The following is a 16,193-nucleotide window of genomic DNA, read 5'->3' as shown; positions in this document are numbered from 1 at the left end:
AAATCTCTATTTTGAAAACGTTTTGTTCATATTTAATTCATATTATTCCTTGTATGTCCTTTTAATAAGAAAAAGGAAAAGATCAGCTAATTCAAGCTGACATTTTCCCTTTTTTTAGGCCAATTTCTAACTATATACCATATTGCAATGATAGATGTAACACAAAATATTGCTATAGCTGGTTTTCCGAGTAAAAGCAGGTCATTAATGTCTGTCTTGCTAAATTCATCAGTGCCACCACCATGAATACTCGGCAAAGAACATAAAAAGTTATTTATACAATGAATAAGCATTGTTACAAATATATTTCTAGTTTTCATATATACAATACACATCATTACTCCAAATAAAAATGCTCCTATAACAGCAAGATTTATATGTAACACTCCAAACAATATAGAAGATACAATAATAGCTGAACCTATTCCCCATCTCATTTTTAGTCTATTTAGAATAATACCTCTAAATACAAGTTCTTCTATAATAGGCGCAAGTATAACCACCAAAATAAATTCATAAATAGCATCATATATTGTACCGCTATTTTCTAATATCTTCTGTCCCATCATCTTTTCTGATAAACCAGGATTTATTTTATACACTATATACGCAATACCTATGGCTGCTGCTATTGCAAGAATTCCATGTATAACAATAATTATCAGACCATCTTTATATTTAGGTTTACTTTTAAAATCTCTTATTGAATCTTTAAAGTTAAATCCACTCTTTTTGAGCTTATACACAATAAACCCTATTAAAAGCAACTGCGAAATTATACTAAAAAAATTATCATTAAAAATATTTTGTGCACATACACTTATTTTACCACTAATTTGTGATGCTATAAATGCAACAACTCCCACTAAAATATAAACTCCTAATAATACTGGTATAGTTATTTTTTCAAAGTATTTATCCATATTTAATGTCCCCCTTACTCTAAGTTTAATACAACTTCAAATATAGTTTTATAATTATCATCGCCTTTTAATACAATCCATCCATTATGTTTCTCAACTATTTTTTTAGCAATAGATAACCCAAGACCCGTACCTCCCGTTGAAAGCCTTGATAAATCACCCCTTGTAAATGCCTCAAATATAGTTTGTTTTAATTCATTAGATATACCTATTCCATCATCAGCAATAATTATACTTATATCAGAAACATTTTTCTTTAATTGTATTTTAATCTTTGTCTTTAAAGGATTATACTTCATACAATTAGAAATTATATTGGCTATAGCCCTTGTAAATTCACTTTTATCCACCTTATGCATAATTGATTGTTCAGGTATATCTATATGACAATCAAATTGCTTTTCTTCTATTTCAAAATAAAACCCTGCGAGTATTTCTCTTAAAAGCTCACATATATCAGTGTATTCCATGGACATAGAGTAACTTTCATTTCCTAACTTTGCAAGTTCATGAACATTTTCAACTAAGCTTGTAAGTCTCCTTGATTTATCATAAATAATCTTAATATATTTTTGTTTTTTTACATCATCTTCTACTACACCATCATATAAAGCTTTAGAATACCCTTGAATAGATGTTATTGGGGTTTTTAAATCATGAGATATATCCGTAAACAGTTGTTGCTTAAATTGTTCATTTCTTTTTCTTTCTATATCTCCTTGTTGAATTTTTTCAGCCATAAAATTAAAGGCATCTTTTATTTCAGAAAATTCATTTTCACGTTTAAATTTAATTCTTGCCTCATAATCTCCTTCTGTCATTTTTGATATACCCATAAGTATTTCTTTTAAAGGTTTAATTATTCTATTAGATACCCAAGCACTATATATTAATATCAATAAAACCACTAATATTATAATATACAGTACTCCCTTTGATACTTTAGTTACTACCTTTTCTATATACTTTTCCATAGCTTTTTTCTTGTCTATATCTATTTGCATAGTGTCATTTGGCACTTTAACAACACAATAATACTTTCTGCCATTAGAATAAAATGGTTCTATTGAACACAGGTAACTATTATTAGTCTTATTTATATCCAAATTTCGCTCTACAGCTAATAGTAATTCATCTTCACTATAGACCATTTTTTTATCTTTCTTTTTTCCAATTATATGAATAACTTTTTTATTACTATCTAGTATTTCAACCCAACCACCAATAGATATTACTTGTTTTGCATCTATATTCTTATAATCACTTTTAATAATAACTTTAGCCTTATAAAATTTGTTTATATCATTTTTATATTCATTTGAATCAATAAGCCTTCCAATGCCTACAAATATTGCTACAATTCCTACAGAAAATATTGTTACTATGAAAAATAAAAATATTATATATTGTTTAAATGTAGTAGTATACACTCTTTTATTTTGTTTTTTTAAACCAAACATTATAATGCTCCTTGTTTAATCATATGTTTGAATCCAATTTATATCCAAGCCCCCTTATAGTCTTTATATAATGTGGGTTTTTAGAATCATCCTCTATTTTATCTCTAAGATTGCTTATATGAACCATTATGGCATTATCATCTCCATAAAATGGTTCTTCCCAAACATATTCAAAAATTTGTTTTTTTGTAAATACCTTCCCCTTATTTTCTAGTAGATAAAAAAGTATTTTATATTCAGTAGACGTAAGATAAACTTCTATATTTTCCTTATATAACGTACACGTGTTAATATTTAATCTTAATTTACCACATTCTAAATATTGTTTTTCGCATTTTTCTTTTTCAGACATACTTTTATTGTATCTTCTAAGTTGTGCCTTTACTCTAGCTAAGACCTCCATTGCATTAAAAGGCTTTGTTATATAGTCATCAGCTCCAAGATCAAGTCCAAGTATTTTATCACAATATTCACTTTTTGCCGAAAGCATAATAACAGGCATATCGTAATTTTCTCTTATTTTTCTTACAAGATGATACCCATCAATTTGTGGCATCATTATATCTATAATTGCTATATCAACTTCATTATTATTTATAATTTGAAGTGCTTCTAATCCATTTACCGCTGAGTATATACAATGACCATCCTTTTCTAAATATAAAGATAATAATTCAATTATTTCTTCTTCATCATCTGCAATTAAAACCCTTGCCACTACATAACAGCTCCTTTTTCACATATACCAAGCCCCTTAAAAAACTTTTTAAGCTTGTCCACGTCTTTTGTATCTATTTTTCTTAAATTTATGTTTAAATCATTATTTTTACCTTTTACTATTATATTCTTTCTCCTTATATTTCCCTCAAAACTATAACTCTTTATATCGCTAATATTTATAAAATCATACTTAGCTATTTTTTTATTGCAAACTTCTACTTTTTCATGATTTGCTTTAATATAAGCAAACTTTCTTATGTTATATAGTTCAATTATGCTACTTATAATTTCAACTAAATTAAATATTAATAATATTCCTCCAAGAATAATAAACCATTTTCCTTTACCTTCCATTATATGTCTAAATGACAAACTTAAAATTATGAAAAAATATAATATACAGCTTAGTATGGCATTAATATTCTTCTTCTTGTAGTTTTTTGAAAATTGTAAAACTAAATTTTCTTCCATGTCTCTCCTCCTTTATATCTTTCAATATCTATTCTACAAAAACTTCTTTTAACCTGTCTTAAGGAATTCTTAAAATTACCTTAAGAAAAATCACAAAATAAAAGTATAAATAATTTAAAATAACCATATATATAAAAAAATTTTAGAAAATTAATGGCGAACGCAGTACACGCCATTACCTCTCTAAAACCCTTTTTAATTCTTCTAATCCTACTCTATCAATAAAAAAGCTTAACTTCTCTCCAAGCTCTGCATTTTCTTTATAATATTTTATAATCTTATCTACCATATCTAAAGCTTCTTTTTCAGATAATCCCTTTGCCACAATATCTGCAAGTCTTGGATTGTACCCAGCTGATCCTCCTACTGTAACCATTAATGTTCCATCTATATCTGCTATAACTCCTATATCTTTGCTATAAACACTTCCACAAGCATTTCTACATCCAGAAACACCAATTTTAGTTCTACAAGGCATATCCATCCACTGATATTTTCTAGATAACTTCATACCTATACCAATTGTATTATGCTTAGAACGCTTACAAAATCCTGCTGGACACATCTCAACATTTTTAACTGAATTTTGGCTTTTCACCGCTGCTTCCATATCTAGCTCTTCCCATATACTTGGCAAATCACTTTCTTCTAAATTAGTTATCATTATTCTTTGACCTGATGTTATCTTTAAAGCTCCATTATATTTTTTCGCAACTCTAGCTATTTTTTCAAGCTTTTCTGGAGTTATAAACCCTCCAGGTATATGTGGCGTTATTGCGTATTTTCTTATACCATCTCTTACCTTTTGTAAATTTCCAAAATGGTTTGCCATGCTCTCTCCTCCATGTCATATTAAGTATTTATAAGCACATACTATATAAACATATTATTTTACACTATTATATATTATATGAACTTATAATACATCATAATTTTAGTCATTTGTGAACAATTGGTTAATTTTTGTATTTTTAGTAGGTAACTGGTTGGGTTTTCCTCCTTGTTGAGTTAGAATGTAACTATATACGTCAAAATAAAAACTAATACACATATCCATCATCAATACTATTTATATGATAAAATCTTTGTTTTTTCACACTATAATATGACATTTTTCTAAACTGATATAGAAAAATTTAATAACTGTATTAAAATAAAAGAAAAGAGGGGTTTATTATGTCACAAGCAGCAATTGCTATAAGCGAAAGACAAAAAACAGATACCGCTAACAAAATAAGAAGAAACGGAGAGGTTCCTTGCATAATTTATGGAGAACATTTAGAAAAATCAATACCTGTAAAAGTGTCATACAATAAGTTAATGAGATTACTTAAAGAGAATTCTAAAGGCTCTATTTTTAAATTAAAATTAAACGATGAAATAAGAAATTGCGTTATAAAAGAAATTCAAAATGATGCTTTATCCGGAAATGTTATACATGTTGATTTTCAAAACGTAAACAAAAATGAAGTTATAAAAATGACTATACCAGTTGAATTTACGGGTATTGAAAGCTTACAATCTAGAAAATTAATATTAGAAACTTTCATAACTGAAATAGAAATGCAAGGAAAGGTTGAAGAAATACCTGAGAACATTGTAATAGATGCTTCAACTATGAATTTTGACGATAAAATATTTGTTCATGATATAAAATTACCTGAAGGCATTAGACTTTTATCTGAAGCAGATGCTCTTGTAGCTGTTGTTAATAGCACAGATCAATCAGTTAAAACTTCTAGTGAAGATACAGAAGAATAAAATAAACCTCATTCACTTAGTGAATGAGGTTTATTTTATACAGGCTGTTGATAAACATAATTTGTCAACAGCCTTTTTACATTTATTACAAAAAGGGTTTTTAGTTTTTATGTAGAATATATATTTTAGACCAATAAATCTTTTAGCCCGTTAGGGCTCCTACGGAGGAAAAATGCTTACTAATAATGAAAGAAAACAAAATCAATTAGAACTAGTTTATATAGAAAATTTAGTACCTGAAAATCATATACTTAGAAAAATAGATAAATACATAGATTTTTCATTTATAAGAGATTTAACTAAGGATTTATATTGTCCTGATAATGGCAGACCTTCAGTAGACCCAGTTGTATTATTTAAAATGCTTTTTATCGGATACCTATTCGGTATACGTTCAGAGCGTCAGCTTGTAAAAGAAATCCAGGTAAATGTAGCTTACAGATGGTTTTTAGGATATGGACTTACTGATAAAATACCAGTCATTCCACTATAAGCCAGAATAGAACAAAAAGATTTAGTAATACAAATATACATCAAGAAATATTTGATAATATTGTATTTCAAGCTATTAATAGAAACTTGGTTGATGGCAAAATTCTATATACTGATTCTACTCACTTAAAAGCTAACGCTAATAAACATAAATTTATTAAAAAAGAAATAACTAAATCCACAAAGGAATACTTTGATGAATTAGAGAATGACATTAATAAAAATAGAATTAATCATAATAAAAAGCCTCTAAAAAAAAAGACTAAAATAGCTGAAACTAAGGAAATAAAAGTAAGTACAACTGATCCAGACAGTGGATATATGGTTAGAGATGGAAAACCTAAAGGCTTTTTTTATTTAGATCATAGAACTGTTGACGGAAAGTATAATATTATAACAGACGTTCATGTTACTCCCGGGAATATAAACGATGTAGATCCTTATGTTAAAAGAATAGAAACTCAAATAGAAAAGTTTAATTTTAATACAAAATATTTAGTAGCAGATGCCGGATATTCTACGAATCCTATTTGTAAACAAATTTCAGACAAAAATTATCAAGGTGTTTTTGGGTTCCGTTTAGGACCCCATGTTAAAGGAAAATATACAAAATATAGATTTCAGTATGTTAAAGAATTAGATGGATATGTGTGTATTAATAATTGCTTTTTAAAATATAGAACTACTACGAGGGAAGGTTATAAAGAATATTTAAGTAATGCGGAGCATTGTGCTTATTGCAAATATAAAAATAATTGCTTAACATCTGATAAATCCATTAATAGAACTATACGTCGTCATGTTTGGGAAGACTATAAAGATCAAATTTTTAGCTTTACTAAAACAGAAAAAGGTAAAAGTATTTACAAACGACGTAAAGAAAAGATTGAGCGTAGCTTTGCTGATTCAAAAGAATTACATGGGCTACGTTATTGTCGCATGCGAGGAATTAAAAATGTTTCTGAACAATGCTTACTTACAGCGGCAGTTCAGAATATGAAAAAGATAGCCATGGTGCTATCGCATTATTTTTTGTGTACATTAATTCAAATTTATTCCAAATTAACATACATAATAAATATTTTTCGAATGCTATCGCATAAAAGAATTTTGGCGTAAACAAAAGCCCCCAATTGTTGGGGGCTTTTTGAACAATCTGAATAAAATAAACCTCATTCACTTAGTGAATGAGGTTTATTTTATATCATATTTTTTTCTCTTTTATATTCCATATCTCCTGTGCATATTCTTTAATAGTTCTATCACTACTGAACTTACCTGCGCTTGCTATATTTATAAGGCATTTCTTTGCCCATGAAAGTTTATCCCTATAATCTTTATCTATTAAGTTCCTTGCATTTATATAGTCATTAAAATCTTTAAATATAAAATAATTATCTGGAGTATGCCAACTAGCCCCCTCCAATAAGGATCTATATAATTCTTTAAACATACCAGTTCCATTATCATCAAAAGTTCCATCTATTAGTGTATCTACTACTCTTTTTAAATTTTTATCTTTTTTATAGTAGTCCTTTGGATTATAAGAATCCTTAATTTTTTCTAATTCCTCAACTCTTGCTCCAAAAATAAAGTTATTTTCTTCTCCAGCTTCTTCTACAATTTCAACATTAGCTCCATCATAGGTTCCAAGAGTAGGTGTTCCATTTAACATAAACTTCATATTACCAGTTCCTGATGCTTCCTTGCCCGCTGTTGATATTTGCTCTGAAATATCTGCTGCTGGGAATAGTTTTTCTGCATAAGAAACCCTATAGTTTTGAACAAATACAACTTTAATCTTTCCATTTATATCTCTATCATTATTTATAAGCTTTGCTATTTCATTTATAAATTTAATAATTGCTTTAGCTCTAACATATCCTGGCGCTGCCTTTGCTCCAAATATAAAAGTTCTTGGCACTATATCAAGCTTTGGATTTTCTTTTAATTTAAAATATAAATCTAAAATTCCAAATGCATTTAAAAGTTGTCTTTTATATTCATGTAGTCTCTTTATTTGAATATCAAATATTGAATCAGGATTTATTGTAACACCTTCATGTTTTTCAATATACCTTGCAAGTTCCTTTTTTTTCTCTTTCTTTATATCTAAAATTTTATTTAATACCACATCATCATCTATATATTTTTCTAATTCCTTTAAATCATCCAAATTCACTATCCAATTTTCGTTTCCCAAAAGCTCAGTTATTAAATTTGATAGTTGAATGTTGCATAATTTTAACCATCTTCTAGGTGTTATTCCATTAGTTTTATTTAAAAATCTTTCTGGATATAACTCATACCAATCCTTTAACTCTTGATGTTTTAATATATCTGTATGAAGTTTTGCAACTCCATTTGTAGCATGAGTACCATGTATAGCTAAAAACGCCATTCTTATTTTATCTTTATATATAATTCTCATTGAATCTATTTTTTCTTCTTTGTATTTTTTCTTTTTTAATTCTTTTACAAAATTATTATCTATTTTCTCTATTATTCCATAGATTCTTGGTAATAACTTTTTATATAACTTAACATCCCACTCTTCTAGTGCTTCTCTTAAAATAGTATGATTTGTATAAGCAAAAGTATTGATTGCAATATTCCATGCTTTATCAAATTCAAGCCCTTCATTGTCTATAAATATTCTCATAAGTTCTGGTATTGCAACTACTGGGTGAGTATCATTAAGTTGAATTGCGTGAAATTCATTAAACTTTTCAAAGTTATTTCCATGATTTTTCTTGAATTTTTTAACTAAATCTTGAAGTCCCGCTGATACAAAAAAGTATTGTTGTTTTAATCTTAATATCTTTCCTTCTTCAGTAGAATCATTTGGATAAAGTATCCTTGAAATATCCTCAGCTCTATTTTTTTCTTCAACAGCTTTATTATACTTTTGATCGTTAAACAACTCAAAATCGAACTCATTTATAGGTTCTGCCTTAAATAATCTTAAAGTATTAATATTTTTTGTTCTATATCCAACAATAGGAGTATCATAAGGCACCGCTTTAACTTTTTCATCATCAAACTCTACAATAATAGTATCTTCATCTCTACGAATTGACCAGGGATCTCCATATTTTAACCAGTTATCAACTTCTTCTACTTGAAATCCATCTACAAATCTTTGTTTAAACAATCCATAACTATATCTAATTCCATATCCTGTTACAGGTAGATTTTTAGTTGCCGATGATTCCATAAAGCATGCTGCAAGTCTTCCAAGTCCACCATTTCCAAGACCAGCATCTTCCTCTATTTCTTCTATATCATTTATATTTATACTAATTTCTTTTAATACATCTTTAACCTCATCATAAATCCCAAGATTTATTAAGTTATTTCCCAATGCTCTTCCCATGAGAAACTCTGCTGAAAAGTAACTTGCTTGTTTTCCTTCTTCATATTTATATTGAGTTTTTTCCCATCTATCAACTATTTCTGCCATAATAGCTTTACAAACTGCATTGTATTTTTCATAGTCTTTTGCTTTGTTTAATGATTTACCATAATCAATTTTTAATATTTTCTCTATTGTTGATTTTAGTTCTTTAGAATTAAACATCTTATCCCTACCTTCCATACAGTTTGGTAATTTCACATATTTTCTTGCTCAAATCTCCGTTTATATCTTTCTTTTTAGCTCTCCATCTCCAATTGCCACCTAATGTTGATGGAATATTCATTCTTGCTTCTGTTCCAAGTCCTAAATAATCTTGAAATTGTGCAATAGCAAGGGAAGCTACTGAACTTAAAGCTCCTCTTATAAATCCCCAGTTATATCCTTCTTCCTTAGTAAGTTTTAAATATTTTATAGCAAAATCCACATCACTTTTATTAGCGTTTTCAAACCATCCATTTACAGTATCATTATCATGTGTACCTGTATAAACTACACAATCTTTATCATAATTATGTGGAAGATAATCACTTTCCTCTCTAGCATCAAAAGCAAACTCTAATACCTTCATACCAGGATATCCACTATCTTCTCTAAATTTCCTAACCTCATCTGTTAAATATCCTAAGTCTTCAGCTATTATATCTACATCACCCAGTTCTTTTTTTATAACATTAAATAATTTCATAGCAGGACCTTTGACCCATTCACCATTTATAGCGGTTTCTTCTCCGTAAGGAACTTGCCAATATGATTCAAACCCTCTAAAATGATCTATTCTAGTTACATCATAAAGTTTACTATTAGCTTTTATTCTTTTTACCCACCAACTGTAATTTGTCTCCTCTAAATACTTCCAATTATATATTGGATTTCCCCAAAGCTGTCCAGTTTCAGAAAATCCGTCTGGGGGACAGCCGGATACAACTATTGGTCTTTTATCTTTATCTAATAAAAATAGTTCACTACTTGCCCATGTATCTGCACTATCTTCTGCAACATAAATTGGTATGTCTCCAATTATCTTGATTCCATTTTTATTAGCATATTCTTTCAAATTGTTCCACTGCTTATAAAACATAAACTGTAAAAATATATTATAATCTATATCATCTTTAAGCTCTTTTTTCGCCTTATTTAAGGCATCCTTTTTTCTAAGTTTTATATCCTTGTCCCATAGTTGCCACGACTTTAAATTATTTTTTACTTTTAACGCCATATATAAAGCATAGTCTTCTATCCATTCATCATTTTCTTCTTTAAATTGTTGTAACTCATCTCTATATTTATCTTTTAAATTTTTAAAAGCCATTTTTAATATAGGCATTTTATTTTCTGCTATTTTTTGAAAGTCTACTTCTTCACAGTTATACCCAAAATTTATATATTTATAATCATTAACTTCTAATAGTCCTTCTTTGCATAGCAAATCTAAATCTATAAGATATGGATTTCCTGCAAAAGCTGAAAATGATTGATAGGGAGAATCTCCATATCCAGTAGGTCCTAAGGGCAAAACTTGCCAATATTTTTGTCCCGCTTTAACTAAGAAGTCTACAAATCTATAGGCTTCTTTTCCTAAAGTCCCTATTCCATAGGGACTAGGCAAAGAAGTAATATGCATTAAAATTCCACTGCTTCTCTCAAACATAACTCCTCTCCTTTCTTGTTACAAATTTATTGTTTTTAAATAGACTTCACCTTGCGTATTCAATATTTCAAATTTAATTTCTTGTATATTATTAACTTTATTTTCATTAACTGTTATGTCATAATCCTTTTCATTCTTTGTTATATTAATATCTAATTCTAAATATTTACCCTTTTTATAATCATAAGTTATACCATCATCATCATAGTATTTATAGTGAGCATTCTTTTCAACAAAAGCTATTACAGTTAACTGCCTATTATCAATAGAATCAACATTTTGTGCTGAATTCCCTACAACTAACATCTTATTCTTTCTAATAAAAATAGGTACTTCATCAATATCTATGTCTATATAACTATGTCCCTTTGAAACTACCTCATAATTTTTTTCTTTATAATTTTTCGCTTTCCATAAAAGCATATCTTCTGGCAAGTATATATATCTCCCCTTAGCATTCTCTTCATATATAGGTGCAACCATCAATGATTTTCCTACTAAAAGCTGATCTTCCACTCTTCTTGACATTTCATCATCATATTCAAACATAATTGGAGAAAAATACACCTCTTTATTTATAACAGCTTTCATGTATTCAGAATAAATATATGGTATTAGAGCATATCTAAGTTCTATTGTATTTCTCATAATTTCTGTAGTATCTCTATCGAAAGCAAAAGGTTCTTGTTTTCTTGTTCCCCTTGCTGAATGATTTCTAAAAAGAGGAGTAAATATACTAAATTGTGTCCATCTTATTATAAGTTCAGCATTAGAATTACTTCCAAAACCGCCTGTATCCCCACCTATATATAAAAATCCACACATATTTAATGAAGGCATCATTTTTATATTTAATAATATATGTTGCCACCAAGAACAGTTATCTCCTGTCCATATTCCAGAATATCTATGCATTCCTATATAGGAAGATCTTGAAAATAATAAATATCTCTTATTTTTATCTATCTTTTTAAGTCCTTCACTGGCACTTTTGGTCATGTTATACCCAAATAAATTATGAACCTGGTAGTGGTTTACCTTATTTCCATCTATGTTGTGGTAGAAGCTCTTATAATCTAATAAATTATTTGACATACCCTTAAACTTATCTTGTAATTCAAAATGAGAATTAATATCTAGATTTTTTCCTTCTGACTCTTTTGCAAAGTCAATTGCTTCTTTAAGTCCCCTATCTGTATAAAATATTGCAGGTTCGTTCATATCATTCCAAAACCCCTCAATACCTAAATCTGTTAAAATTTTATATTTAAGTCCAAACCAATCTCTTGCATCTTTATTTAAAAAATCTGGGAAATGGCATTTTCCAGGCCACACTGCAACTAAAAATGGCTCATCATTTTCATCCTTGCAGAAATAGTTGTTTTTAATACCTTCCTCATAAATGTCATATCCATCTTCAATTTTTACACCTGCATCTATAATTGGTATAAGTCTAAAACCTTTTTTCTTCATCTCTTGTGTAAATTTTTTAAAGTTAGGAAACGCATTATTATCTATTGTAAAATCCTTAAATCTCTCCATATAATCTATGTCCAAATAGATTGCATCACATGGTATTTTATTTTCTATAAAGTTATTTGCAACTTCATTAATTTCATTTTTATCTTTATAACTCCATCTTGATTGCTGATATCCAAAAGCCCATTTAGGAGGAACATAGCTATCTCCAATCAAATTTAAAAAATTCTTAACTATCTCCTTTATAGAATTGCCCTTTATTATATATAAATCTAAATTAATATTTTCAATTATTATACTCAACTTATTTTTATTAGAATATCCAACATCAAAAATCACCTTTCCTGGGAAATCAACAAATACTCCAAAGGCTTCTTTTCCATCTACTACTAAAAAATTGTGAGCTCCATATAAAGACTTTTTATCTTCTGTATGAAAAGGATCATCTGTGCAAAACGACTCATATATCCCTCCCCTTTTGTTTATTCCTCTTTGATTTTCTCCAAGTCCCAGAACTATATCTTCTTTATCTAAGTTATAGCTAAGTACTATACTTTCATTCTTATTTATACTTAAAAATTCTAATGGTTCCTCCATTATTTCTGTTCCCTCTACTAATACAGTTTCAGTATTAAAAGGTTCTCCGAACCTATATTTTTTCACCTTATTATCTATTTTAAAAACCTTCACGCAATCCCCTCCAGCTATCTATTTTATAGAACCTTGTGTAACACCTTTTACTATGTGTTTTTGTGCAAAGAAATAGAATACTATTATTGGAATCATAGCAAGTACAAGTCCCGCAAGTGCTAAATTCCACTTCTTTGAATACTCTCCAAAGAAATAAAACATTTTTAGAGGAAGCGTTTGCCACTCTGGTTTGTTTATAACAAGTTGTGGTAATAAGAAATCATTCCATATCCACATTGCGTTTAGTATGCTAACTGTCACTGTTATTGGTTTTAATAAAGGAAAAACTATTATCCAAAACACTTGAAATTTATTACAACCATCAATAATAGCTGCTTCTTCTAACTCAAGTGGTATATTTTTAATAAACCCATGATACATAATTATTGATAAACTTGAACCAAATCCTAGATACATAAATACTAATCCTACAGGATTTAATAAATTTAATTTTCCCATTATATTTATGAGTGGTAACATTACAGATTGAAATGGTATAAGCATTGCTGCTGCAAATAAGAAAAACAAGAATTTGCTTAATTTTGTTTTAGATCTGACAAGCATCCAAGCTGCCATTGAAGAAAATATTACAATTAAAACCGTACTTATTGTTGTGATTAAAAAAGAGTTCAAAAATGAATGAAAAAAATTCAAATCTTCAAATGCTCGAATATAATTATCTAAAGTAAATGTATCTCCTTTAGGTAATCCTAAAACATTAAGATATAACCCCTTTTGTGTTTTAAATGAATTCGTAAAAGCTATATAAAGAGGTGCCAAAAATATAATTGCTACAAAAATAGATAGTATGTTCCAACCAATTTTCTTTAAAAGTCCTTGTTTCATTACATCTCAACCTCCTTCTTCTTATTAAAGTTCAATTGAGTTAATGTTATTACTGCAACGGTAATTAAGAATATTACTGCTTTAGCTTGTGATATTCCAAATTCATTTCTTGCAAAAGCTGAATTATATATATTAAGTGCTAACATTTGGGTTGAATTGTAAGGCCCTCCACCAGTTAATGCTAGATTTTGATCAAATAATTTGAAGCAATTAGATAAAGTTAGAAATATTCCTACTGTAAATGCTGGTGCAACCAAAGGAATTGTTATATTTATAAGTCTTTGGAATGGGTTTGCTCCATCAATTTCAGCAGCTTCTTTTAAGTTATCTGGAATTCCTTGAAGTGCCGCAATATAAACAACCATCATATATCCTGACATTTGCCATGACATTAATATTACAAGAGCCCAAAATCCAGTTGCTGTTGTAGATAGCCAGCCTGTCATGAACTCCCATCCTAGTTTCATTCCTATTGTATTGAAAGCTTTAGTAAATATAAACTGCCATATAAATCCTAAGATAAGCCCTCCAACCATATTAGGCATGAAAAATATACTTCTTAAAATATTACTAATTTTCATTTCTCTAGTTACTAATAGTGCCAAAGCAAAACCTATTAAGTTTATCATTATTACTGACACTATTGAAAACTTTAAAGTAAATATAAAGGATTGCAAAAATCCACTATCTGCACTAAATATTTGCCTATAGTTTTGAAGTCCAACAAAAGGTGCGTTATTATCTATTCCATTCCAATCAGTAAATGAATAATAAATTCCCGTTATAGCTGGTATAATTACTACAATTAAAAATGAAATTAATATAGGTGCAACAAAAAAGCTAAACCATAACCTTGATTTTTTCATAGTGTCCTCCTCTTTCTTTATAATAAGGGAGGGATTTCTCCCTCCCCCTCACATTATTTTTTATTTCTCATAGTTGTCCATTGATCTTGAGAATCTTTTATAACTTCATCCCAAGTCATTTTTCCAGCCAAATATTTTTGTATATTTTTACCTACAACATTCATACCCCAATCAGTTGGATATCCCATAAATACCCATGGTATTGTCTTACCTTCTTTAATGTATCTTTCTGTAGCTACTGCAAGAGAATCTTTTGCAGGGTATTTTTCATATCCTTTAAATGGAGGAATAAAGAAAAATTTATTTACAATCATATCCTTTCCTTCATCTGAAGTATATAACCAATTTAAAAAGTCTTTAGCTGCTTCTTGTTGTTCTTTTGATACCTTGTTATTAACTGCCCAGTACATTGGAACTCCAAGGGCTATAGAATCACCTTTTCCACCTTTAATTGCGATTGGTAATATGTCTAGTTTTTTGGCAACCTTTTCATCAGTCTTATCAACATCATTGAATATCCAGTTTCCTTGTTGAATTATTGCAACACGTTCAATTGCTATCCCTTGACCAACTTGAGTTGCATAATCAACAGCATTTAATTTTCCCTTAGAATTTGCATTTGGGGAATAATTTGCTTGTAAATCAATTAAACTCTTAAATCCATCTCTATATTTAAATTGAACCTTATCAGATTTAAATGAATCTAATGAACTGTTAAATTCTTGTGCTAATGCTACATTTGATGAATGAAGTCCAGTTATCCAAGTTTCCTTTGCCGGCATTTCAAATACAGCTTCTAATTGAGGATATTTATCCTTTAATTTACCTGATTTTATTTCATTATCAAGCTTTTTAACCGCCGCCTCCAAAGAATCATAACTATTTATTTTTGACGCATCTATTCCTGCATCTTTAAAGATTTCTTTATTGTATATTAAACCATAGGATTCCACAGCAAATGGCATGCCATAAATTTTCTTATCTTCGGTTACACCATCTAAAACTCCTTTGATAGATTCTTTTACCCAAGATTCTCCTGATAGGTCAACTAGCCTAGCTTTCCAGTCTTTTACATCCTGTGGTCCTCCTATATTAAATATTGCTGGTTCCTCTCCTGATTGTATTTTTGCTCTAAGCGCTGCTCCATAGTCATCTCCACCACCAACAGTATTTATATTAATTTTTACATTAGGGTGTTTTTCTGAGTATTCTTTTGCAGCTTTTTCAAGTTCTTCTTTTACTTCAACTTTAAATTGAAATATATTTAAAGTTACCTTATCTTTTTGATCCCCAGTACTCGTTTGTGTCGATTTGGATGCGCAACCTCCCAGAGCTAAAGAAGACATCATCATAACTGATGTGATTGCAAATGCAACAAGTTTTTTAACATTTCTCATAAATTACCCCTCCATATTTTTT

General features: G+C 28.9%; 13 protein-coding genes. 2 read left to right on the top strand and 11 right to left on the bottom strand.

From position 1 onward, the window contains the following. Positions 1-86: 86 nt before the first annotated feature. From NT01CX_RS00560 to NT01CX_RS00540, 5 genes are all read right to left on the bottom strand, one after another. Positions 87-923, bottom strand: a complete 837-nt coding sequence (locus NT01CX_RS00560) for a CPBP family intramembrane glutamic endopeptidase (RefSeq protein WP_011721096.1) — start codon at positions 921-923, stop codon at positions 87-89. 14 nt (positions 924-937) lie between these two features. Further along, entirely contained in the window at positions 938-2,383 is a 1,446-nt protein-coding gene (locus tag NT01CX_RS00555) for a sensor histidine kinase (protein WP_011721095.1), read from the bottom strand. A 19-nt stretch (positions 2,384-2,402) separates the two neighbouring features. Beyond that, entirely contained in the window at positions 2,403-3,101 is a 699-nt protein-coding gene (locus NT01CX_RS00550; protein WP_011721094.1) for a response regulator transcription factor, read from the bottom strand. Further along, on the bottom strand, positions 3,101-3,574 hold the full coding sequence (locus NT01CX_RS00545) for a hypothetical protein (protein ID WP_011721093.1): 474 nt from the start codon (positions 3,572-3,574) through the stop codon (positions 3,101-3,103). The genes NT01CX_RS00550 and NT01CX_RS00545 overlap by 1 nt, the downstream gene beginning before the upstream one ends. 175 nt (positions 3,575-3,749) lie before the next feature. Next, positions 3,750-4,406, bottom strand: coding sequence for an NAD(P)/FAD-dependent oxidoreductase (locus NT01CX_RS00540; RefSeq protein WP_011721092.1), 657 nt, complete (start codon positions 4,404-4,406; stop codon positions 3,750-3,752). A 344-nt stretch (positions 4,407-4,750) separates the two neighbouring features. Here NT01CX_RS00540 and NT01CX_RS00535 point away from each other — a divergent pair, with 344 nt between their 5' ends. Beyond that, positions 4,751-5,335: a 50S ribosomal protein L25 gene (locus tag NT01CX_RS00535; protein WP_011721091.1), complete on the top strand. Its 585-nt coding sequence runs from the start codon at positions 4,751-4,753 to the stop codon at positions 5,333-5,335. 172 nt (positions 5,336-5,507) lie between these two features. Continuing rightward, a protein-coding gene (locus tag NT01CX_RS00530) for an IS1182-like element ISCno1 family transposase (RefSeq protein ID WP_148195531.1) occupies positions 5,508-6,946 on the top strand; the annotation gives its coding sequence in 2 pieces (ribosomal slippage) (positions 5,508-5,814 and positions 5,814-6,946; 1,440 coding nt in all). 85 nt (positions 6,947-7,031) lie between these two features. Here NT01CX_RS00530 and NT01CX_RS00525 read toward each other — a convergent pair. From NT01CX_RS00525 to NT01CX_RS00500, 6 genes are read right to left on the bottom strand one after another with little or no spacing between them, the layout of a single operon-like run. Then, the gene (locus tag NT01CX_RS00525) at positions 7,032-9,407 is read right to left on the bottom strand and encodes a glycogen/starch/alpha-glucan phosphorylase (RefSeq protein WP_011721088.1); all 2,376 of its coding nucleotides are present in this window, start codon (positions 9,405-9,407) and stop codon (positions 7,032-7,034) included. A gap of 7 nt (positions 9,408-9,414) precedes the next feature. Beyond that, a complete protein-coding gene (gene malQ, locus NT01CX_RS00520) occupies positions 9,415-10,893 on the bottom strand; it encodes a 4-alpha-glucanotransferase (RefSeq protein WP_011721087.1) in 1,479 nt (492 codons plus the stop codon). 18 nt (positions 10,894-10,911) lie between these two features. Further along, complete coding sequence (locus tag NT01CX_RS00515) at positions 10,912-13,062, bottom strand: TIM-barrel domain-containing protein (protein WP_039243258.1); 2,151 nt, start codon at positions 13,060-13,062, stop codon at positions 10,912-10,914. Between the two features lie 18 nt (positions 13,063-13,080). Then, positions 13,081-13,908, bottom strand: a complete 828-nt coding sequence (locus NT01CX_RS00510) for a carbohydrate ABC transporter permease (protein WP_011721085.1) — start codon at positions 13,906-13,908, stop codon at positions 13,081-13,083. After that, positions 13,908-14,774 carry a carbohydrate ABC transporter permease gene (locus NT01CX_RS00505; RefSeq protein ID WP_011721084.1) on the bottom strand — a complete coding sequence of 289 codons (867 nt, stop codon included), beginning with the start codon at positions 14,772-14,774 and terminating at the stop codon, positions 13,908-13,910. Before NT01CX_RS00505 ends, NT01CX_RS00510 begins: the two co-directional genes overlap by 1 nt. A 53-nt stretch (positions 14,775-14,827) precedes the next feature. After that, entirely contained in the window at positions 14,828-16,171 is a 1,344-nt protein-coding gene (locus NT01CX_RS00500) for an ABC transporter substrate-binding protein (RefSeq protein ID WP_011721083.1), read from the bottom strand. Positions 16,172-16,193 lie beyond the last annotated feature (22 nt).

Source organism: Clostridium novyi NT (assembly GCF_000014125.1).
In the GTDB taxonomy this organism is placed as follows: Bacteria; Bacillota; Clostridia; order Clostridiales; family Clostridiaceae; genus Clostridium_H; species Clostridium_H novyi.
Note: the sequence above shows the minus strand (reverse complement) of the source record. Positions and strands in the feature narration are given on the sequence as shown.

Excerpts from the sequence above, each read along its gene's own strand:
- NT01CX_RS00560 (WP_011721096.1), bottom strand. The coding sequence starts at position 923 with ATGGATAAATACTTTGAAAAAATAACTATACCAGTATTATTAGGAGTT.
- NT01CX_RS00555 (WP_011721095.1), bottom strand. The coding sequence starts at position 2,383 with ATGTTTGGTTTAAAAAAACAAAATAAAAGAGTGTATACTACTACATTT.
- NT01CX_RS00545 (WP_011721093.1), bottom strand. The coding sequence starts at position 3,574 with ATGGAAGAAAATTTAGTTTTACAATTTTCAAAAAACTACAAGAAGAAG.
- NT01CX_RS00540 (WP_011721092.1), bottom strand. The coding sequence starts at position 4,406 with ATGGCAAACCATTTTGGAAATTTACAAAAGGTAAGAGATGGTATAAGA.
- NT01CX_RS00535 (WP_011721091.1), top strand. The coding sequence starts at position 4,751 with ATGTCACAAGCAGCAATTGCTATAAGCGAAAGACAAAAAACAGATACC.
- NT01CX_RS00525 (WP_011721088.1), bottom strand. The coding sequence starts at position 9,407 with ATGTTTAATTCTAAAGAACTAAAATCAACAATAGAGAAAATATTAAAA.
- malQ (WP_011721087.1), bottom strand. The coding sequence starts at position 10,893 with ATGTTTGAGAGAAGCAGTGGAATTTTAATGCATATTACTTCTTTGCCT.
- NT01CX_RS00510 (WP_011721085.1), bottom strand. The coding sequence starts at position 13,908 with ATGAAACAAGGACTTTTAAAGAAAATTGGTTGGAACATACTATCTATT.
- NT01CX_RS00505 (WP_011721084.1), bottom strand. The coding sequence starts at position 14,774 with ATGAAAAAATCAAGGTTATGGTTTAGCTTTTTTGTTGCACCTATATTA.
- NT01CX_RS00500 (WP_011721083.1), bottom strand. The coding sequence starts at position 16,171 with ATGAGAAATGTTAAAAAACTTGTTGCATTTGCAATCACATCAGTTATG.